Raw genomic sequence first — 20,784 nt, forward strand, 5'->3', positions numbered from 1 at the left:
TGTCTTTCAATCGTACTTGGCAGAACAGATACGATGTAACTTACTCAGAGAGCCCATAAAGACGATCAAGTGCTGCACAGGATTTCCGCTACGATTGACCCCAATTGTGGTCATCCTAAAGGCTTTCCCAAGACGCGCTACCTCTCCGCCAATTGCACCAGCACCAAGAATGAGTATCGATTTCCCATTCAATTCTCATACTTCTATCTTTCTATCCCACAGCTCGTCTGCTTCATTCATGATAAGCTGTTTCAATTTCTTTTCGTACTGTAAAAGCATCCCAATCGTGTACTACCAAAATCCCGCGCTTCTCAATGACTTTAAAAGGCATTAATCCATACCTGCACTCATAACCATAACCCACTTTAAATTCGGTGCTTTCTCAATTGTCTCATCTGTTAAATCTTCGCCGTATGGAATTAAGATTTTTGCTTCACGAAGTGGTTCATCCTCTCAATCCCCTCGATAAATGAAATTCAAAGCAGGAAAGGTATCCTCCATCTGCTTTTGGATGTCTTCTTTTGGAATAATTATTGAAAGTACTAACATGTTTATCTCACCTTTTAATTAACATAAAAAAAACACGGGCTCTGTAAGTCCCGTGCAACTTTCTCTGAGGAGGTATTCCCTTAATAAAGCATATTCAGGTGTCCTCTTTTTGAGTTGGACAAAAGCCTTACCCCTGTTAAAAAAGGCTTTATTTTAATAAATTTGGATTTAAAGCACTTAGTTCCGGCAACATAAAAATGCCATCCCTTCGGATCAGAATGTCATCAAAGTAGATATCACCACCGCCATATTCAGGACGCTGGATCAAAACCATATCCCAATGTGTTGAAGAACGGTTACCATTATCAGCCTCTTGATAGGCTTGGCCAGGAGTTAGATGCAGACTGCCACATATTTTCTCATCAAACAAAATATCGTCCATTGGCTCCAAAATGTAAGGATTGATTCCAAGCGCGAATTCCCCAATAAAACGGGACCCTTCATCTACATCGAGAATCTCATTCATTTTAGAATTTTGATTAGAAACTGCTTTCGTGATTTTCCCCTTTTGTATGGTTAAAACTATGTCACGAAAGGTGATTCCTTGATATGTTGAAGGTGTGTTGAAGGCTACCCTACCATGAACACTCTCTTTTACGGGTGCCGTGAACACTTCCCCGTCAGGGAGATTATTTTTCCCAGCGCATATGACAGCCGGCATTCCTTTAATGGAAAAGGTGAGATTTGTCCCAGGTGAAACAATCCGGACTTTTTCAGTACGCTCCATCAATTGCTTAAGCGGTTTCAGTGCCACTTCCATTTTCCCGTAATCCATTGTGCACACGTTTAATAGAAAGTCTTCGTACTTTCTAAAACTCATACCGGCTTTTTGTGCTAATCTGACAGTCGGGTAATTAAGTAAAACCCAACGCCGGTTGTTTACATAGAAAAGAGTCGACGACTTCATCGCTTCCCCATGAAGACGATGCCTCTCTGCAGGAACTTCTGCCAATTCAGCATCGTTTTCTTCACTGGAGATGATTATTATCGCATCAATATCAGTATATTTCCTCAAAGTCCATTGTGATAAGGTATCAAGTTGTTCCTTCACATTCCCTTTTAACAAGTGTCGGCTTATTTCATCGTCTTCCAGTTCGACATATGGATATGCACCGATTCTGTATGTTTCATCAATCAGCTCTTTCAATAGCGGTTTCATGTTGATATGACCCCGTATCAAGATTCTCTCTTTTGGCTGTAATTGTACGGAATGATGAATCAGCCTTTCAGCAAGCTTGGTTATTCGCTTATCCTTCATCTGGCTGTACCTTATTTTTCTAGATCACGAAGAGTTTCAAGCGCTTCTTCGACATGGCCTTTGACTTTTACCTTACGCCATTCTTTAACTATCGTTCCTTCCTTATCAATCAGAAAAGTTGAACGTTCAATGCCCATATATTCCTTGCCGAAGTTCTTTTTTAATTTCCATACATCATATAATTCAGCAGCTTCTTGATTTTCGTCAGCTAGTAGCAGAAAAGGTAACCCATATTTTTCAATAAATTTTTCATGACGCGCCGCCGGATCTGGACTGATCCCTATGATGACAGCATTCAATTTCTCAAACTGCTCATTGTGGTCACGGAAATCACAGGCCTCCGTTGTGCAACCAGGCGTCATGTCTTTCGGATAAAAATATAAAACAACGTGTTTACCCTTAAAATCCGATAGGGAAACTTTTTCACCGTTGTTTGCAGGAAGTTGAAAATCCGGTGCTTTTTCTCCAATTTTAACAGTCATTCTTACCCCTCCATTTCTTTCATTATGGTAAGCGTACCCAATAATTGAAAGAAACACAACTTTCATTTATTCTTCCTTTCCTTCTGTTCTAAGTCAATCACTGTCCGGATCACAAACGCAGCCGGGAGAGTGTATCCAATGAACGCCTGGATTGTCGCAATCATCCTGCCCATGCCTATCGGGGCTATATCTCCATACCCTACTGAAAACATTGTCATTGCACTAAAATAAAAAGAAGTCTTCAGTTGCTCGTAAAAACTGCCGTCTAAACGATTGCCCATATCAAGAATCACCGAATGATTCTGAAGCTCGTATAATAAATAAATCAGTGCAAAACCTACTAATATCGTCGCATATAAATTGCCGAGCCATAGCATATCCTCTAGAGAAAACTTTTTTCCTCCCGACTCAACAAGAAATAACGTTCGAATGCTCATCACCATGCAAAAAATAATCCCTGCAATCAAGATGTAAAAAGTCATCCCCCACGCCTCATTTCAAAACAACCCACTCCCCCTATACATACTCCCCGTCCAAACAATATATTCTTTATTTAGGGGTCAGACCCCATTTCCCAACATTCACATCCTTAAACAAACCTAGGTGCACCAATAGTTTTGTCGATATAGGGCGGGGTCAGACCCCATTTCCCGAGACTTTTTTCCTTGTTGACCATTTTAGCCGGGATATGATAAGCTTGTCTAAATTTTTATAATAGTTTTTATTTTATAAATATTTGTTGCCTGCAGTTTAATTTACAGCGGGTTTGTGAAATTTCATATGTGGAAATAGGTTCCTAATTTTTTTAGGATTAAAAGGGAAGTCCGGTGTAATTCCGGCACGGTCCCGCCACTGTAATAGGAATGTTAGCGCTATGCAATATGCCACTGATTTTCGGATTGGGAAGGCCTGCCGCTAATAAGATTCCTAAAGTCAGGAGACCTGCCTGTTTCGACAACACTGTTTTAACCTACGGAGAATAGGGAAGTGTTAGGGACCTTATAATTTTAAGGGGTTTTTGTATACCCCTTTATTTTAAGCATTTCTAACTTTCTCTTTTGACGGTTAGGGGTGCTTTTTTTGTTGTTATTATATTTTTTAAAAAAAGAATGTAGGAGGATGGGAATATTGAAAAGTAGTAGTTTAGGGTACCCGCGAATTGGGGAAGATCGTGAATGGAAACGCACATTAGAAGCTTACTGGTCGGGAAAAATCGATGAATCGGAGTTTACGGCACAGCTAGAAGCCATCCGTTTAGGCAACTTACAAAAGCAAAAGGGCCAAGGTATAGATATTATTCCTGTCAATGACTTTACTTTATATGATCAAATGCTCGATATGTCTGTAATGTTCGGTCTTGTTCCTGAGCGTTATTCAGCCTATAAAGGCGGCACTGTTCCCCTTTCTGTATATTACTCTATGGCTCGCGGAAACAAGGATGAAGTTGCTTCTGAAATGACGAAATGGTTCAATACAAACTATCACTATATCGTTCCCGAATTAAAACCGTCGAAGCTGACTTTGACAGAAAATAAACCACTTGCTGCTTATCGCGAAGCCAAAGAAAAACTAGGAATTGAAGCTAAGCCCGTTTTAGTCGGACCTTATACTTTTATTACTCTGTCTAAAGGCTACAATAAGCAAGATGTACCTGGAATCATCCTTAGTCTCCTGCCTTTATACACACAAATTCTGCAAGAGTTAGAACAAGAAGGCGTGAAGTGGGTGCAAATGGATGAACCCTCCCTTGTTTCATCCATTTCTAAAGATGATATGCAAACTGTTACTTACTTATATGAAAAATTGAATGAAGCAGCTCCAAACTTGAACATCATGCTACAAACATACTTTGATGCGGTAGAGCACTACCAAGAAGTTATTGAATTACACGTTCAAGGGATCGGTCTTGATTTTGTCCATGATAAAGGGAAAAACCTTAGTAATCTTCAAGAATTCGGCTTCCCGAAAGACAAAGTGCTCGGTGCAGGTGTGATTGATGGGAAAAACATATGGCTTTCCGATTTATCGAAAAAGAAGCAGTTGATCAATACCCTCACAAAAAACGTAGCCGAAGACCAAATTTGGCTTCAACCCTCTTGCTCCCTGCTTCATGTACCAGTAACGGTTCGTAATGAGACGGCTCTTACTAAAGAAGTGCAACAGGCCCTTGCTTTTGCTGATGAGAAGCTTGAAGAAATCACTCTACTAGTAAAAGGTAGTAATCAAGGTGCCGAAGCAATTGCTGAAAAAGTAGCCGCTAACAAATTAGCACTTCAAACGTTAGCAAATTCAAACGCGCGAAACCATAAAGACGTCCAAACTGGTGTCGAACAGGCGAAGAGTCAAACAGCCGGCCGTCAGCTGCCATTTAAAGAGCGTTATCACAAACAACAGGAATTTTTCAAACTGCCTTTCCTTCCATCAACAACAATCGGAAGCTTTCCGCAGACAGCTGAAGTAAAACAAGCTCGCGGGAAATTCAAACGAGGAGAATGGACGGCTGCTCAATATGAAACATTTGTTAACGAGGAAATCAGCAAATGGATCGATATCCAGGAAGAAATCGGCTTGGATGTTCTTGTACATGGAGAATTTGAACGAACAGATATGGTTGAATTTTTCGGCCATAAACTGGGCGGATTCGTTTTCCTCGAAAAAGGCTGGGTACAATCTTACGGTTCTCGCTGCGTAAAACCGCCTGTTATCTACGGCGATGTTCATTTCATCGAGCCGATGACGGTCCGGGAAAGTGTGTACGCGCAATCCCTGACGAAGAAAACGGTAAAAGGAATGCTGACAGGTCCTGTAACAATTCTGAACTGGTCATTTGTACGTGATGATATTTCAAGGGAGAATGTTTGCTACCAGTTAGCTCTTGCCTTGGAAAAAGAAGTGAGAGCGTTAGAAACTTCCGGAATCAAAATGATTCAGGTGGATGAGCCTGCCCTTAGAGAAGGTCTGCCATTGAAAAAAAGCGACCGCGATGAATATTTAAAATGGGCTGTGAACTCCTTCCTGATTTCCACTTCAAGTGTGGAAGATACAACTCAAATTCACACGCATATGTGTTATTGCGATTTCAACAGCTTCATGGATGTCATCTCTTCCCTGGATGCCGATGTAATTTCCATAGAAACATCTCGCAGCCACGGTGAACTAGCTACCGCATTTGAGGAAAAAACGTATGAAAAGGGTATTGGTCTAGGCGTATATGATATTCACAGTCCACGGGTTCCTGCAGTCGAGGAAATGGTCGATATGATTGAACGAGGCATCAAAGTATTGGATAAAGATCAATTTTGGATTAACCCGGACTGCGGTCTGAAAACAAGGGGCGTTCCTGAAACCGTTGCTTCTTTGAAAAATATGGTGGAAGCCGCAACAATCGTTCGCAAAAACCTACTGGTCAATCAACAGTCAAATGACTGAAAAAGGTATTGATCTTACAAATGCTAATCCTATCCGGCAGTCACGGACTTTTTTAACAGATCTTGTTTTCCCACCAGATACGAATCATCACAACACCATCTTTGGCGGTAAGGTGATGGCCTATGTAGATAAAATCGCCTGCATTTCAGCAATGCGCCATTGCCGAAAACCGGTTGTGACCGTATCAAGTGACTCCTTTGACTTTTTGGCACCCATCAAGACAGGGGATGCGATTAACCTTGAGGCCTATGTCACCTGTGCCCATCGGACGTCGATGGAGGTATTTGTGAAAGTAGAGCGAGAGAACTTATTAACCGGCGAAAAGCAGCTTACAGCCCGTGCTTTTTTAACGATGCTAGCAATAGACGAAGATGGAAAGCCCACCCCCGTTCCTCAGGTATTTCCGGAAACGGAAGAGGAAAAGCAGCAATTTGTTCAAGCACAAGCTAGATATATTGAAAGAAAGAATAAGCGTAAATAAGAAAAATCCCTTCAACAGTGTTAATGTTGAAGGGATTTTTTTAGTTTCCGGCCCCTCGGTACCTTTTCACTCCCTGATTCCAAATGAAAACAGATACAGTGAAAAAGACAATCCCGATAACCGGTGTTGCAAATGCATAAACATACCACTCTTCTTTTCTAAGAAAATAAGAGGCTGGATACACGCCGACAAACGCAAATGGCAGCACCCATGTAAGTACAAACCGAATGACCTTGTTATAAATATCAACAGGATAGCGGCCGTAGTTCCCGATATTGTACATCATTGGCATGATTGACGTTTTCGCATCCGACCAGAACCCAATACTTGCAATTGCTACAAAGATGGACGCATAAGCAAGTGCCCCACCGATTGAAAAAATCACAAAGAGAATAGGGTCATACCAGACAAGCTCGAGATTCAACGAAGCACCCGAATAGAAAATAATGATCAGGCCGGTCACAACACCAAATAATGATTCAAGCTCAATTCTTTCCAAAATGACTTGAAACAGGCTGTGGATTGGCCTAGTTAATATTCGGTCCATCTCACCTTTAACGATATAGCGATCGTTAAAATCCCAGATATTAAAAAATGAAGAAAAAAGAGCAAATGGTATAAGGAAGAATCCGTATATGAAAATAATTTCTTCACGGCTCCAACCGCTTAAAAATTGCGTATGTCCGAAAACAACTAAGATAAATACCAGATTCACAACCTGATTCAATAGGTCAGAAAGAATTTCCATGAAAAAATCGGCACGGTACTGCAATCTCGTTTTCATATATTGGCTTACATATTGAAAAAACATCGATACATAGAACATCTCATCAACCTCCTTGAATAATCAGCTGTTTTTTTGCGACTATCCATAAAAGCTGAATTGGTATTATGAGAATGATGACCCAAATAAATTGCTGTAATAAGGCCATGCCGATATCGCCTGAGCTATAACCATTTGTGAAAATCATACTTGGTACATAGCTGATCCCTTGAAAGGGCAAATACTTCATTACTTCTTGCGCCCATATTGGGTAAAAACTGATTGGTAGTAACAGCCCGGAAAATAAATCAATGATGACTCTTTTTGCCCGGATCAACCCTGCGTTGTTATATAAGAAAAATGTAGTGATTCCCGTTAATAAGTTAATTTGTGTATTAATGATGAAACTGAACAGCAAGGAAATGCCGAATATTCCCCACGTTGCCGGTTCATGTGGCAATTCGATAGGAAAAATAAAAGCTACCAGCAGCATACCTGGAATGGAAAAGAAGAAGAAACGGAATATTCCCTCTCCCAGTCCTTGCATCGTCTTCATGCCTAAGTAGTTATAAGGTCGAATCATTTCGATGGCAACTTTGCCGTCTTTTATTTCATTAGCAATTTCACGGTCAATATTATTAAAATAAAAAGCACGCGCCATCCAGGCAACCGCTACATAGGTTGTCATCTGCATACTTGAAAGTCCTTCGATGGAGCTTTTATCCCCATATATCGCATTCCATAAGAAATAATAAGCACCAATATTGATGCTATAAATTAAAATACCGGTATAATAATCCGTTCGATACGCAAGCATCATCAAAAAACGCATGCGAATCATAGCAAGATATTTCCCCATGGTCCTCTCCCTTCTTGTCAGACACGTTGTTTCTTAATGGTACGAGAGTCAGACCGTGCCTTCTTCATAAATATTACGAACAATCTCTTCGATAGAGGTTTCATGAATTTTGACGTCCTTAATTTTAAAATGTGATACGACCGCAGAAACAAGCTGTGAAATATGATCGCTTTCCTCTTTCATCATAGCCATGTAAGTTTGATGTTTTTCATCGTATACCCAGTTCGCGGTAAACGGCAGCGGTAAGGATTGCAATTCGTGTAACTCAACTGGCTCAATAAATTGAAAGTGAACCTGTTTTTCCTCCGCCCAATTATCTTTCAAACTCTGCAGTTCCCCATCATAAATAATCTGGCCTTCATCAAGCATGATTACGCGCTCACACAAAGCCTCTATGTCTCCTAAGTCATGGGTAGTCAAAAGGATTGTCGTGTTATATTTTTTATTGATTTCTTTCAAAAACTCGCGAATTTTCATTTTCACGAGCACATCAAGTCCAATCGTCGGCTCATCTAAGAACAGCAGCGGTGGATTGTGAATCAGTGCTGCAGCAAGCTCACAGCGCATCCGCTGACCAAGTGAAAGTTTACGCACCGGTTTGTCGAGCAAAGGGCCGATATCGAGCGTCTTGATCACATGTTCCATATGGTCGTTATATTGTTCATCTGATACTTTGTAGACTTTTTTCAGCAACCGGAAGGATTCTTGGACTGCGATATCCCACCACAGCTGGGAGCGCTGACCAAATACAACCCCGATTGTCTGCGTGAACTTTTCCCGTTCTTTATGTGGATTCATGCCATTTACCGTAATTTCACCCGCTGTTGGCTCTAAAATACCTGTCAGCATTTTAATCGTTGTCGATTTCCCTGCACCATTTTCCCCGATATAAGCTACCATCTCACCCTTTTTTACAGTAAAATTAATATCGTTAACAGCAGGAACAATTTTATAATTTCTTGTAAGTAAATCGCGAAAGGCCCCTTTTAAACCAGATCGGCTTGATACCGACTTAAATTCCTTCCGCAGCTGTTTCACTTGAATTGCATCACTCATTCTATTATTTCCTCCGTAATCTCTTGTCCTAATGAATTAGTTTATCCAACCTCAGCTTTTTAGACAATAAAAATGCCTAGATGCAAAGGACTATTTTCAGGGCAAATTTTGGCGTTGCATGAGATACATATATAAAGGAGACAAGTATGCTATGAATATTAAACAATTATTACTATCCCAAATCGAAAAGGTCGTTATCGATCTTCGATATGATTTCCTTTACGAAGATGAATACGATGAAATATTATGCCAAGTTGTTCAAAGGGATTCCTCCGGATCGATTGAAAACACCCCCTTAAGCTTCCACTTGCATATTAATGAAGAAAAAGGAACCGGCCACCTTATCTTCTACCAAGCCCAAGGTGAAATCAAACGCCAAAGCTTTGACATCGAAAACCCTATCACCATCCTGAACATCCTATCCTTTATAACTGAAGTTTTGGGGTCAGACCCTATTTCCCAAACAAAATAAAATGCGAAGAAGCCTGCTGTTTCTAGGGTTTCAGCGTTTTTATTAGGGGCCAGACCCTATTTCCCAACCTTTCACCCCAGATTTCTGGCCAGAAAAGTGCTATGATTAAGAGGATTATGATTGTATTTTTAGGAGGTTTTTAGATTGGATTTTAGTAATTCAGAGCTTTTACATAAAGAAGCATTGGAGCATATTGTCGGCGGGGTCAACAGCCCTTCTCGTTCTTATAAAGCCGTAGGCGGCGGTTCACCGGTAGCCATGGATCATGCCAAGGGAGCTTACTTCTGGGACGTCGATGGCAACAAGTATATCGATTATCTAGCGGCATACGGGCCGATCATCACTGGCCACGCCCACCCCCATATAACAGAGGCGATTACAAAAGCAGCTGAAACAGGTGTTTTATACGGTACGCCCACTAAACACGAAGTCAAGTTCGCCAAAATGCTGAAAGAAGCGATTCCATCCCTAGATAAAGTCCGCTTCACCAATTCAGGTACTGAATCTGTTATGTCCACCATCCGTGTGGCCCGCGCTTATACTGGACGCGACAAAATCATCAAGTTTGCCGGCTGTTACCATGGTCACTCCGACCTTGTTCTCGTAGCTGCAGGTTCAGGTCCGTCCACGCTTGGAACACCGGACTCTGCTGGTGTTCCGAAAAGTATTGCACAAGAAGTCATCACGGTGCCTTTCAATGATATCGAGCCATTTAAAGAAGCGCTTAACAAATGGGGCAATGAGATTGCTGGTGTCCTAGTCGAGCCGATTGTCGGCAACTTTGGAATCGTCGAGCCAAACCCTGGCTTCTTAGAAGAAGTCATCTCTCTATCTCATGAAGCCGGTTCACTCGTTATTTTTGATGAAGTTATCACCGCTTTCCGTTTTATGTACGGTGGAGCACAGGACCTTTTGGGAATTCAGCCTGACCTGACTGCCCTTGGAAAAATAATCGGTGGAGGCCTTCCAATCGGCGCTTATGGCGGTAAAAAAGAAATCATGGAAACTGTAGCACCGCTCGGACCTGCCTACCAAGCAGGAACGATGGCAGGTAATCCAGCTTCCATGCTTTCTGGGATTGCATGCTTAGAAGTTCTAAAAGAAGAAGGTCTATACGATGAGCTTGATCGCTTAGGAAAAATCCTCGAAGAAGGTATCCTAAAAGCAGCTCGCCAATATAATGTCCCTATCACTACTAATCGCCTTAAAGGGGCTTTAACTATCTACTTCACAACAGAAAAAATTGAAAATTATGAGCAGGCAGAAAACACGGATGGCGAAATGTTCGGTAAGTTTTTCAAGCTTATGCTTCACCAAGGCATCAATTTGGCACCGTCAAAATATGAAGCTTGGTTCTTGACAATAGCTCACACAGATGATGATATCGCTTATACTCTAAAAGCGGTTGAACATGCATTCAAAAACCTAATATAAGAAATAAAAAAGCATAATTATGCAATTTTTATACACCTCCAAGATGCACATCATTCTTGGAGGTTTCTTATTTCCTTTAAATAAATCATTGAAATTGGCCTTTAAAGCATTTTTTCATAAAATTGACACTCATCCTCTCATCCAATCTATTGTATAAAAAATTGATTTCTGAATATTTAAATGATATGATATCAATACATTTATATACAATTTCTTTCAATCAATTAATAACTTAAACGTTTGTTTAAGTTTACTAATATTATCCTCGTTAAATCAAATGCTACAGGAGGTGAAAGGCAGAAAATAAGGGAAAACCTTATTCACGCCAAACATATGACTCAACAATGGACACCTGCTTCATTCAAAGAATTTTACAGAGAAGAACATGATGCCTGCGGAATTGTTTCCTGCATTGAAAAAAAGAAAATCCCAACCAACGAAAATATCTTTGCCTGTATCGACGCTTTGGTTAAAATGAACCATCGCTGCGGCTTTATTAATGGTGAAGGAGATGGCGCCGGTATTCATATTGATATTCCTAGGGCTCTCTGGAAAAAGAAGCTTGAAGCGGAAAATATCGATTCCAGCATCGTCGATCAAGATGCCTTCATAGTCGGCCACTTATTTTTAAGCAATAAAACAGAAGCAAATGATTTGAAAATCGAAGTCAAAGAGAAACTCCTTCAACACGGGCTTTCCTTGATCTTCGAAACAGATAAAGCATACCGTTCTGAAGCATTAGGGCCGATTGCCATTCAAGAAGACCCAGTGTTCTGGCAATTTGCCTGTTCATCCACAATCGAAAACCACCAGGAGCTTTCCAATGCTCTTTTTGAACTAACTTCCGACATCGAAAAAAGTGATTTTATCCATGTTGCTTCTCTAAGCCAGTATCATGCGGTCTACAAAGTAATGGGGGCCGGAGATACGCTTCCTGCCTATTACCATGATCTTGCTGACCCTTTAGCCGCTTCCACTATGACCCTAGGACACAATCGTTTTTCAACTAATACTCTATCAAGCTTTTTCAGGGTCCAGCCCTTCAGTGTGCTTGGACATAACGGCGAAATCAATACTATTGCCAAATTGCGTGATGAAGCAAAAATGATTGGGGTTCCAATCGCAAAAGACGGGAGTGACTCCCAGGATTTAAACAAAACAATTGAAACATTTATCTGTCGTCATGGCTACTCTTTGTTTGAGGCAATCGATCTTGTTTTCCCTCCAATTATTAATGAAATCAAGGAATATCCTGAACACTTACAAAACTTATATACGTATTTACGAGAAGCATGGGGACATTTTGCACAGGGTCCTGCTGGAATTATCTCTCGTTTTGGCGACGAAGCAGTTTTCTCTGTCGACTCTTTAGGCTTGCGTCCACTTTGGAATATTGAAACGGAAACATCCTATATGTTCACTTCTGAACCAGGTATCATTTCTTCTAATGAATATACAGGAGATCCAAAACCATTGGGTCCAGGGGAAAAAGTCGGCTTGAAATGGAACGGCGATTCTATTGAATTGTACAACTACAAAGATTTCCAGGATAAGGTGTTTGAACTTTTCAATAATCGTTTTGTTCTTTACAATGATCTAGTTCGCTTACAGCCACAGTTTTTTGAAAAAGTGGTCTCCATGACAAACACACAAGCCATTCATAACGGCCAATATAAAGCCTTTGGCTGGGAAAGAGAGCATGTTCAATTAGTCGAACAGATGGCCGAAAAAGGAGCTGAACCTATTCGTTCACTAGGTCACGATGCACCACTGGCCGCCCTCAATCCTCAGCGGACAAATATTGCAGATTTCATTAAGGAAAGTGTCGCCGTTGTAACCAACCCAGCGATCGACCGGGATCGGGAAACCGAGCACTTCTCAACAAGAACCATCATTGGGAAACGACCTTCTTTATTTGAAGCAAAAAAGGCGGGGAAAGTTACGGAGCTTCTAACTCCTTTACTAATTGAAGGATTAACAGGTTATGAATGCTCTTCTATTGTTTCGCAGCCTAGCTACGATCAATTCGTTAAATATAATCAAGATCAAAAACTAGTACATTTTATTTCGAGCACTTTTACAGAGGATGAAAGTATTCCGGATGCATTAACCAGAATTACCGATGAAGCGGTTAACGCAATCGATGAAGGAAAAACTCTGCTCGTTTTGGATGATGCCCTCGCCCATCAAAACGGAAATCTTTGGCTTGATCCACACCTTGTCACTTCAGCAGTCGATCAAGCATTAGTCAATACAGGCAAACGTAGGGATTGTTCCATTCTTTTACGTTCTGCATCACTAAGATCCCTGCATGATATCATTGTTTCTTATGGACTTGGAGCCAACTTAATCAGTCCGTATTTCATGTTCCTATCCTTATCTTCTGATGATCTTAAGGGTGTTACCAATCTATATAACTCATTGACAAAAGGACTCGAGAAAGTTATCTCCACCATCGGCATTCATGAACTACGCGGCTATGGACGACTTTTCTCAAGCATCGGCTTGCATGAGGAAATTGCCAATTATTTAAATATCGCTAACTTCTTTGGTTCAAATGATTTAGACTATAACTTTGACAAAATAAAAGCCGACGCCATACAGCGTGCGGTAGATTACAATAATGAAAAAGAACGGATGGGTAAAACCTTTCATTTATTCCCAAGGATTTGGAAATCGATTGGAGAAGTTGCTTCAACCGGTGACTATGACGCTTATCGCGAAAAAATTACTGAACAAGAAGAGTCCAATCCGACAACGATTCGTCATTTAACATCCTTAAAAGCTTCCGATTCATCTGTCCCTTCCGAAGAAGTCAGTCTTTCTATCGGCGAACAGGAGCTGCCATTTGTCATTGCCTCTATGTCCTTTGGATCTCAAAATGAGATAGCTTTCCGGGCGTACGCAGAGGCTGCCGAACGGTTAGGTATGATTAGTATGAATGGTGAAGGTGGAGAAATTAAGGATATGCTGGGCAAGTACCCGAAATCCCGCGGACAGCAGATTGCTTCCGGCCGTTTCGGTGTCAACGCAGAGCTCTTAAACTCTTCTAATCTATTAGAAATTAAAATTGGGCAGGGGGCAAAACCTGGTGAGGGCGGACATCTTCCCGGCTCGAAGGTTACCGCGAAAATTGCGGAAGCCCGGAATGCAACCATTGGTTCTGACTTAATCTCCCCTTCCAATAACCATGATATTTACTCTATTGAAGATTTGGCGCAAATGATTCATGAGTTAAAAACGGCAAACGACAAAGCCAAAGTCGCCGTTAAGGTACCAGTTGTTCCAAACATTGGTACGATTGCAGTCGGTGTCGCCAAAGCTGGCGCCGATATTATCACGCTTTCTGGTTTTGATGGCGGAACAGGTGCAGCTCGGATTCATGCCCTCGAACATGTTGGTCTTCCAGTTGAGATAGGTGTGAAGGCGGCCCATAACGCGCTCCTTGAATCCGGGATTCGTCAAAACATTGAAATTTGGGCTGATGGCGGGTTAAAAAGCTCGATGGATATATTAAAATTGATGTTGCTTGGGGCAAACCGTGTCGGCTTTGGAACCCTTTCGATGATTGCAGTTGGCTGTACAACGTGCCGTGGCTGTCATCTTGATACATGCCATGTTGGAATCGCCACTCAAATCGAATCGGAAGCCCAAGCAAAAGAACATGGGCTACGCCGCTTTGTTCCTCGAAAATTTGATTTAGCGGTTCAAGGATTAACGAATATGTTCACTGCGTTTGCCAAAGAACTTAAAGCACTGACCGGATCTCTTGGTGTGAAGAATCTTCAAGATATTGTTGGTCGCTCTGATTTGCTTCAGCAAGTTAAAGGTCAACAAACACTGGATTTAACATATTTATTAAAAAACCTGGATATAACGCCATTCTCTAATAAAGAAAAAGCGACTTATTTGAACGAGGGTTCCATGCAGGTTGCTGTAGGTGCAGAATACCTGGATTCACATGTGGAAGAACTGCAGCAATCCCGCAGCTATAGCTCGATCACATCCGAGCAGCGTGTACTCGGTAGCCGGGTATCCTGCCACCGGGTCCGAGGCAGACTCGATGGATCATACAAAAAACTTCCTCCTGTTCACCTATCCTATCAGGATGGCTCGATTCCAGGTAATGGACTTGGGGCATACAATACCGAAGGAATCTCGATTAGCGTAAATGGCGGCGCCCAGGATGGAATTGGTAAAACATCGATTGGTGGAAATATCGCCATTTTTAAATCTCCCGGGAAAGACGGAAAGTTTTATAATGGATCAGTCGGTAAAGGCTTCGGATATGGCGCACAGCACGGTCTCCTTATTGCCCAAGGCGATGCCGATGCCAGGGCAGGAATCCGGCTTTCCGGAGCAGATATGATTATTGGCGGACTGCTGAAGCAACCCATTCCAGCAAAAGAAACTGGAAATATTGCGGTAACTTCCAATATTAAGGGATTTGCTTTTGAATATATGACAAATGGAAGAGGATTGGTTCTAGGTGATCCGGGTCCATGGATCTGTGCAGGGATGACCGGCGGTGTGGTTTATTTACGTCAACAACCTGAAGCTGGATTAACGAAAGAAGTTATTCAAAAGCGGGTTGCAAAAGGAGCGAAAATTTCAATTGAGGCGCTTTCTAAAAAAGGTCTTCAAGACGTGACTGAACTTCTTGGAAAATACGTGTCTCTGTTAAAAGATCAAGGCCAAACAGAAGAAGCAACTTCTCTAGAGACTTTGCTTCAACACCCTAGTAAACATTTCCTTCAAGTTGTTCCTGTTAAAGAACAAGCGGATCCAGCTGTATCCACTGAGTAATAAAAAGTTCTCACTTGAAAGATACTTGGCAGCTTAAGTCTTAATATTATCGAAAAAGCTGATGCTCTTTATTTTGAGCATCAGCTTTTTCCAATAGTATTCTTCTATTTACACTGCCTGAAGAGAAAGACATATGAGGTAATTACACGTATGATAAATTGCCTCTATTTTCTTTATACATTAGACTTAAAATTACCCATTGTAACTTTTAGGGAATTCCTGTATATTACTTTTTGTTTACTTCCTCTTATTTTAGTGTAAAGTACTAACAAATAAGTTAGAATACAACTTTAAGCAATAGTCTATATATAACTAGAGCCTTTGTTATAAAAACCTATTACATTACAAAGAAAGGATTAACCTATATATGAAGTTTGGTGCCCGCATTCTCAAAACAGGAATAGCGATTGTTTTAGCTCTTTATCTTTCGGAACTACTTAATCTTCCTGCTCCTGTTCTTTCTGGGATTGCTGCAATTTTTGCAATACAGCCGACCATTTATCGTTCTTATCAAACGGTATTGGAACAAGTACAAGGAAATATAATCGGGGCGTTGGTAGCTGTTTCCTTCGTATTGATATTCGGAAATGACATTTTTATAATTGGCCTAGCCGTGATGGTCGTCATAACCATCAATTTAAAATTAAAAATGGATAAAACGATTGTACTTTCTATCGTGACGGTTATTGCCATTATGGAAAGTCAGCAAGGTGAATTTCTAAACTTTGCCTTTATTCGTCTCTCATCTGTTTTACTGGGGATTGTCTCTTCTTTTATCGTCAATCTTGTTTTTCTCCCACCTAAGTATGAAGCAAAGCTTTATACACGCATAACAGATGTGACGGAAGATATTTTAAAATGGATTCGAATTAGCACAAGACATGCTACTGAACACATATTATTGAAAAAAGACATCAGCAGGTTAAAAGAAGAGTTACTTGATCTAGAACATATCTATTCCATGTACAAAGAGGAACGTGAATATTTCAAAAAGAACAGTGTTGCTAAAGCCAGGAAGCTAGTTGTATATCGGCAAATGATTATCACCACAAAAAAGGCGTTTGAAACTTTGAAGAGAATTCATAAATTCGAGAATGAACTTTATCAAATGCCGGAAGATTTCCAACGGAGTATCTTACAGCAGCTTGATTCCCTAATTCGTAAGCATGAGCAGCTGATATTACTGCATATCGAAAAAATTAAAGCGATTGAGGAAATTGAAGATTGGGATCAGGATTGCTTAAGTCGTAAAGAGCTTCTTGCCCACTTTTTTGAACAGCAAAATCAAGTGGACGAAATGCATGATAACTTGGGCCATCTTTCTGCCCGCCTTGTACCGTTGATTTCAGCCGTCATAGAGTATGACGAACAATTGGAGCATCTTGAAAAGTTGATTGTCAGCTTCCAGTCCTTCCATAAGGATGACAATGAAATCTCTGTCCAATATGAAGAAGATTAATTAAAAAGACGGTTCCTCGGAACCGTCTTTTTTCGTTTTTCTATTTATTGTACTTCTATTCAATCTTCCAAAAGGTGTTGATCTGCTGCCTTTTCAAGCCTATCCAATTTCATTAATAAATCCTGCATCTCATCCTCTGAGAATGTGTTAAAGTTCTTACCCATTAATCGGTTATGCTCCGCAAGGACTTTACCCAAAATTTCTTCCCCGCCCTTTTTTAATTCAAGGTTAATGACTCTGCGGTCCTTTTCTGAAGGCTGCCGTTTCACATAATCCATTTCGACCAATTTATCTACAAAAACAGTAATCGCACTCGGCTTCACCGTCAAAAAGTCAGCCAGTTGAGTTGATTTAATTGACCCTTCTCGCTTTAATATCATCAATATGAAAAATTGAGGCGAAGTCAATCCATAAGGCTGAAGATTTTTGACAACAATATTCCGAAGTTTCTTCCTGATTCGAAAAATCTGCATTTCTACACTATTGGTTACTTCCCATTTAAAATCCAGCCTTCTCACTCCTTATATAGGACAATCCTACCTTAAATTTAAATAAATGATAAAGTATTGTCAAATCTACTCATCTTTTATCCTTAAAGCCGCAGTTCTTCCCCTCAATTTTCCCATTAGGGTTTATTTACCATCAGTAACTCCGAATATATTACATGACAAAAATTAAGTAAACTGGTAAACTTTTTATTTAATAATATTAATACTTATAAAAATTAATATTTATTAAACTTAACTAATATGCTATAAACATAGAAGGCAGGTGTTAATTAGGTCACGTCAGTTTTTTATAGAAGGATCTGCAACAAATTGTGTGGCAATTTTTTAGAGCAATTCAATTGAATCATTATCAAAAATTCTTGGAGGCGAAGAACACGTGAATAAAGGACGTTTAATTTTAATCAATGTCATTGGATTAGTGGTTATTTTGGCAGTTGTAGGCGGAGGGGCTTATTACTATTATGAAAGCACGAATTTCATCAAAACAGATGAAGCAAAAGTTACAGGAGATTTATATACGATCGTAGCTCCTGCTTCTGGAAAACTAACAGATTGGGACCTAAAAGAAGGCGACATTGTCAGTAAAGACAATAAAGTGGCTAAAGTAGCAACGGTAGAAGGTGACCAAACTGTAAAAACTTCAGCTCCAGGTACAGTTGTTAAAACACAGGTATTAGAGGATCAACTTGTCCAAGCAGGTCAAACTCTTGCACAGACCATAAATATGGAAGAACTATCGATAACAGCTAATATTGAAGAAAATAAACTGAAAAACATTGAAAAGGGTGATAGCGTCGATATTATCATCGATGGAGATCCCGATACGGTTTTCGAGGGTACATTAGAACAAATCGGTTACGCAACCACATCAGTCTTTTCAGTGATGGGTAACCAAAATAGTAGCGGGAACTATACAAAAGTCACTCAAAAGGTTCCAGTTACAATTTCCATTAAGGCTCCTTCCGATAAAGTATTACCAGGCATGAACGCCGAAGTGAAGATATCAACAAAATAATCTTGCCAACTCAGGTTTACAGAAAGGAGGTTGGCTTAAATGGCTCCTCAAACAATCTCAGTAAATGAAAACAAAGGAATGAAACAATATGCTCCCATGTTAATCATCTTAATGCTTGGCTTGTTCATGGTCATCTTGAATCAAACCTTGCTAAGTGTCGCGATGCCGAGAATGATGGCTGAATTTAATGTCGCAGCAACTACGATTCAATGGTTATCCACTGGTTTCATGCTCGTCAATGGGGCATTGATTCCTTTGTCCGCTTTTTTAATTGAGCGTTTTGGCACGCGCGTCTTATTCCTCGCTGCCATGTTTTTATTCACAGTCGGAACTCTTATCTGTGGTATTGCACCAAATTTCCCTGTTATTCTTACCGGCCGGTTAATTCAGGCAGCTGGTGGCGGGATATTACAGCCATTAGTCATGACGATCATCCTTTTTATCTTCCCTCCAGAAATGCGTGGGAAAGGAATGGGAATCTTTGGGCTCGCTATCATGTTTGCCCCTGCCATCGGTCCAACTTTATCTGGTTGGGTCATACAGGAATATAGCTGGAGAGTCATGTTCTATGCAATGGTGCCATTTGGCATAATCATCATGACACTAGCCTTTTTAAATATGCGCAATGTGGCAGAACCCAAGAAAATCAAATTGGATATATTAGGTGCATCCTTATCTCTGATAGGTGTAGCATCCCTACTATACGGTGTAAGTGAAGCAGGTTCAAAAGGCTGGTTAGACGCTATCGTTCTAGGAACCATCATCGTTGGGCTTCTCCTTCTTACCCTATTTGTAGTTCAGCAGCTACAATCGGATACACCGATGCTCGATTTCCGTGTGTTTAAGTACGATATGTTCGTTTTATCAAATATTATTTCAGCTATCGTGACGGTGGCGATGTTTACCGGTATTTTCTTGTTGCCGATTTATTTACAAACGCTAAGGGGATTCACACCTGTTCAATCTGGTTTATTGATGTTACCGGGAGCACTTGTGATGATGGTGATGTCTCCTATTTCGGGAGCTTTATTTGACAAAGTCGGACCTCGTCCATTAGCACTTGTTGGTTTGATTATTACAGCAATCACAACCTTTGAATTCGCAAACCTGACTACAGAGACGACCTATTCGACTTTGGTTATCTTCTATGCCATTCGTTCTCTTGGAATGTCTTTACTGATGATGACAATTATGACAGCTGGGATGAATCAGCTTCCAAAGCATCTGAATACACATGGTACTGCGATGAGCAATACGGTGAAACAAGTAACCGGGGCCATCGGAACAAGCTTTGTTACGACCATTTATACAACTCGTGCTTCTTTTCATGGCATCACTTTAGGAACGGATATGAGTGGTAGTGACCCTGGTTTTGTGCAAAATTTCCAATCAATGGTTCAATCCATCATGAGTTCCATGAATCAAACTAGCGAACAGGCACAGGAAACCGCAATGTCACTGATTTCCACCCAAATCCAGGGTCAAGCAAACGTAATGGGAATCAATGATGCTTTCTTTTGGGCAACAGGCTTTGCAGTTGTCGGCATTGTTCTCTCACTTTTTTTGCGTGACGTTCGGAAGGACAAAACATTTAAACAAACTAAACAAAAGAAAATGGATGTACCTTTATTGCCTTCACCAGTAAAAAAATCAGTTTAACCAAATAGGGGGATAAGAATGAAGATCTATGTTATATACGACAGTGAAGGCAACCACACGAAGGCACTTGCCGAAGCAATCGCTCATGGAGCCGCTATGGTTCCTGGAGCTGAAGTTCTAATTGATCATGTAAACGAGGCGGATGTTTATAAGCTTCCAGAAATGGACGCCATCATTTGGGGCTGTCCCGGACATTTCGGAACCATCAGTTCGAGTCTGAAAACCTGGATTGATAAACTAGGCTATCTATGGGCGGAAGGTACACTGATCAATAAAGTCGGGGCTGTATTCTGTACTACGGCTACCTTACATGGCGGGCTGGAGGCTACGATGCTGAACTTGATTACTCCGATGCTTCATCAGGGGATGATCATTGTCGGTTTACCTGGTACTGTTCCTGAAAACGCATTATACGGGTCTTATTATGGTGTGGGAATCAGCTGCCCACCCGGCGTGGATGACAGCATCACCACAAAGGACTTCCAGCTTGGAGAAGCATTAGGAAAACGGGTTGCCCATGTCACCCGATCATTCATAAACGAGCTCTAGGAGG

General features: G+C 40.8%; 18 protein-coding genes and 1 riboswitch. Of the genes, 9 read left to right on the forward strand and 9 right to left on the reverse strand.

Going from position 1 to position 20,784, the window contains the following annotated elements:
• Positions 1-6: 6 nt before the first annotated feature.
• From JFV29_RS31355 to JFV29_RS09540, 5 genes are all read right to left on the reverse strand, one after another.
• Positions 7-192 carry an NAD(P)-dependent oxidoreductase gene (locus tag JFV29_RS31355; RefSeq protein ID WP_277950978.1) on the reverse strand — a complete coding sequence of 62 codons (186 nt, stop codon included), beginning with the start codon at positions 190-192 and terminating at the stop codon, positions 7-9.
• Between the two features lie 138 nt (positions 193-330).
• Positions 331-426 carry a hypothetical protein gene (locus JFV29_RS31360; protein WP_342366544.1) on the reverse strand — a complete coding sequence of 32 codons (96 nt, stop codon included), beginning with the start codon at positions 424-426 and terminating at the stop codon, positions 331-333.
• A 271-nt stretch (positions 427-697) separates the two neighbouring features.
• Positions 698-1,807, reverse strand: a complete 1,110-nt coding sequence (locus tag JFV29_RS09530) for an aminopeptidase (RefSeq protein ID WP_201182781.1) — start codon at positions 1,805-1,807, stop codon at positions 698-700.
• An 11-nt stretch (positions 1,808-1,818) separates the two neighbouring features.
• Complete coding sequence (gene bcp, locus JFV29_RS09535; protein ID WP_201182783.1) at positions 1,819-2,289, reverse strand: thioredoxin-dependent thiol peroxidase; 471 nt, start codon at positions 2,287-2,289, stop codon at positions 1,819-1,821.
• A gap of 62 nt (positions 2,290-2,351) precedes the next feature.
• Positions 2,352-2,771, reverse strand: a complete 420-nt coding sequence (locus JFV29_RS09540) for a potassium channel family protein (RefSeq protein WP_053344503.1) — start codon at positions 2,769-2,771, stop codon at positions 2,352-2,354.
• 291 nt (positions 2,772-3,062) lie between these two features.
• A riboswitch (cobalamin riboswitch) is annotated at positions 3,063-3,253 on the forward strand.
• A 155-nt stretch (positions 3,254-3,408) separates the two neighbouring features.
• Between JFV29_RS09540 and metE the strand changes: the two genes are divergently transcribed.
• Entirely contained in the window at positions 3,409-5,718 is a 2,310-nt protein-coding gene (gene metE / locus JFV29_RS09545; protein WP_201182785.1) for a 5-methyltetrahydropteroyltriglutamate--homocysteine S-methyltransferase, read from the forward strand.
• Positions 5,711-6,199 carry an acyl-CoA thioesterase gene (locus JFV29_RS09550; protein ID WP_201182787.1) on the forward strand — a complete coding sequence of 163 codons (489 nt, stop codon included), beginning with the start codon at positions 5,711-5,713 and terminating at the stop codon, positions 6,197-6,199. Before metE ends, JFV29_RS09550 begins: the two co-directional genes overlap by 8 nt.
• Before the next feature lie 40 nt (positions 6,200-6,239).
• Here the strand turns inward: JFV29_RS09550 and JFV29_RS09555 are convergent, their stop codons facing one another.
• From JFV29_RS09555 to JFV29_RS09565, 3 genes are read right to left on the reverse strand one after another with little or no spacing between them, the layout of a single operon-like run.
• The gene (locus JFV29_RS09555) at positions 6,240-7,025 is read right to left on the reverse strand and encodes an ABC transporter permease (RefSeq protein ID WP_201182789.1); all 786 of its coding nucleotides are present in this window, start codon (positions 7,023-7,025) and stop codon (positions 6,240-6,242) included.
• Positions 7,026-7,029: 4 nt separating this feature from the next.
• On the reverse strand, positions 7,030-7,821 hold the full coding sequence (locus tag JFV29_RS09560; protein ID WP_056522169.1) for an ABC transporter permease: 792 nt from the start codon (positions 7,819-7,821) through the stop codon (positions 7,030-7,032).
• Positions 7,822-7,869: 48 nt separating this feature from the next.
• Positions 7,870-8,877, reverse strand: a complete 1,008-nt coding sequence (locus JFV29_RS09565; protein ID WP_053344498.1) for an ABC transporter ATP-binding protein — start codon at positions 8,875-8,877, stop codon at positions 7,870-7,872.
• A gap of 151 nt (positions 8,878-9,028) precedes the next feature.
• On the opposite strand from JFV29_RS09565, the gene JFV29_RS09570 reads away from it, so the two are divergent.
• The 4 genes from JFV29_RS09570 (at position 9,029) to JFV29_RS09585 (ending at position 17,048) form a co-directional block, all read left to right on the forward strand.
• On the forward strand, positions 9,029-9,349 hold the full coding sequence (locus JFV29_RS09570; protein ID WP_201182791.1) for a hypothetical protein: 321 nt from the start codon (positions 9,029-9,031) through the stop codon (positions 9,347-9,349).
• A gap of 144 nt (positions 9,350-9,493) precedes the next feature.
• Positions 9,494-10,783 (forward strand): glutamate-1-semialdehyde 2,1-aminomutase, encoded by a 1,290-nt coding sequence (locus tag JFV29_RS09575; protein ID WP_056522175.1) that lies wholly within the window; start codon positions 9,494-9,496, stop codon positions 10,781-10,783.
• Positions 10,784-11,116: 333 nt separating this feature from the next.
• Entirely contained in the window at positions 11,117-15,589 is a 4,473-nt protein-coding gene (locus JFV29_RS09580) for a glutamate synthase-related protein (protein ID WP_201182793.1), read from the forward strand.
• A 367-nt stretch (positions 15,590-15,956) separates the two neighbouring features.
• Positions 15,957-17,048, forward strand: coding sequence for an FUSC family protein (locus JFV29_RS09585; protein WP_201182795.1), 1,092 nt, complete (start codon positions 15,957-15,959; stop codon positions 17,046-17,048).
• A 59-nt stretch (positions 17,049-17,107) separates the two neighbouring features.
• Here the strand turns inward: JFV29_RS09585 and JFV29_RS09590 are convergent, their stop codons facing one another.
• On the reverse strand, positions 17,108-17,521 hold the full coding sequence (locus JFV29_RS09590) for a MarR family winged helix-turn-helix transcriptional regulator (protein ID WP_201182797.1): 414 nt from the start codon (positions 17,519-17,521) through the stop codon (positions 17,108-17,110).
• 412 nt (positions 17,522-17,933) lie between these two features.
• Between JFV29_RS09590 and JFV29_RS09595 the strand changes: the two genes are divergently transcribed.
• Genes JFV29_RS09595 through JFV29_RS09605 form a run of 3 tightly spaced genes read left to right on the forward strand, consistent with a single transcriptional unit; the run spans position 17,934 to position 20,780 of the window.
• On the forward strand, positions 17,934-18,572 hold the full coding sequence (locus tag JFV29_RS09595; protein ID WP_201182799.1) for an HlyD family efflux transporter periplasmic adaptor subunit: 639 nt from the start codon (positions 17,934-17,936) through the stop codon (positions 18,570-18,572).
• A gap of 54 nt (positions 18,573-18,626) precedes the next feature.
• Positions 18,627-20,231 carry a DHA2 family efflux MFS transporter permease subunit gene (locus tag JFV29_RS09600; protein ID WP_397443443.1) on the forward strand — a complete coding sequence of 535 codons (1,605 nt, stop codon included), beginning with the start codon at positions 18,627-18,629 and terminating at the stop codon, positions 20,229-20,231.
• An 18-nt stretch (positions 20,232-20,249) separates the two neighbouring features.
• On the forward strand, positions 20,250-20,780 hold the full coding sequence (locus tag JFV29_RS09605; protein ID WP_201182804.1) for an NAD(P)H-dependent oxidoreductase: 531 nt from the start codon (positions 20,250-20,252) through the stop codon (positions 20,778-20,780).
• Positions 20,781-20,784: the final 4 nt, after the last annotated feature.

It is taken from the genome of Peribacillus sp. TH16, from assembly GCF_016651095.1.
In the GTDB taxonomy this organism is placed as follows: Bacteria; Bacillota; Bacilli; order Bacillales; family DSM-1321; genus Peribacillus; species Peribacillus butanolivorans.

Coding starts and splice junctions, on each gene's coding strand:
- bcp (WP_201182783.1), bottom strand. CDS start 2,289: ATGACTGTTAAAATTGGAGAAAAAGCACCGGATTTTCAACTTCCTGCA.
- JFV29_RS09550 (WP_201182787.1), top strand. CDS start 5,711: ATGACTGAAAAAGGTATTGATCTTACAAATGCTAATCCTATCCGGCAG.
- JFV29_RS09605 (WP_201182804.1), top strand. CDS start 20,250: ATGAAGATCTATGTTATATACGACAGTGAAGGCAACCACACGAAGGCA.
- JFV29_RS09590 (WP_201182797.1), bottom strand. CDS start 17,521: ATGCAGATTTTTCGAATCAGGAAGAAACTTCGGAATATTGTTGTCAAA.
- JFV29_RS09570 (WP_201182791.1), top strand. CDS start 9,029: ATGAATATTAAACAATTATTACTATCCCAAATCGAAAAGGTCGTTATC.
- metE (WP_201182785.1), top strand. CDS start 3,409: ATGGGAATATTGAAAAGTAGTAGTTTAGGGTACCCGCGAATTGGGGAA.
- JFV29_RS09565 (WP_053344498.1), bottom strand. CDS start 8,877: ATGAGTGATGCAATTCAAGTGAAACAGCTGCGGAAGGAATTTAAGTCG.
- JFV29_RS09540 (WP_053344503.1), bottom strand. CDS start 2,771: ATGACTTTTTACATCTTGATTGCAGGGATTATTTTTTGCATGGTGATG.
- JFV29_RS09560 (WP_056522169.1), bottom strand. CDS start 7,821: ATGGGGAAATATCTTGCTATGATTCGCATGCGTTTTTTGATGATGCTT.
- JFV29_RS09530 (WP_201182781.1), bottom strand. CDS start 1,807: ATGAAGGATAAGCGAATAACCAAGCTTGCTGAAAGGCTGATTCATCAT.
- JFV29_RS09585 (WP_201182795.1), top strand. CDS start 15,957: ATGAAGTTTGGTGCCCGCATTCTCAAAACAGGAATAGCGATTGTTTTA.
- JFV29_RS09580 (WP_201182793.1), top strand. CDS start 11,117: ATGACTCAACAATGGACACCTGCTTCATTCAAAGAATTTTACAGAGAA.
- JFV29_RS09555 (WP_201182789.1), bottom strand. CDS start 7,025: ATGTTCTATGTATCGATGTTTTTTCAATATGTAAGCCAATATATGAAA.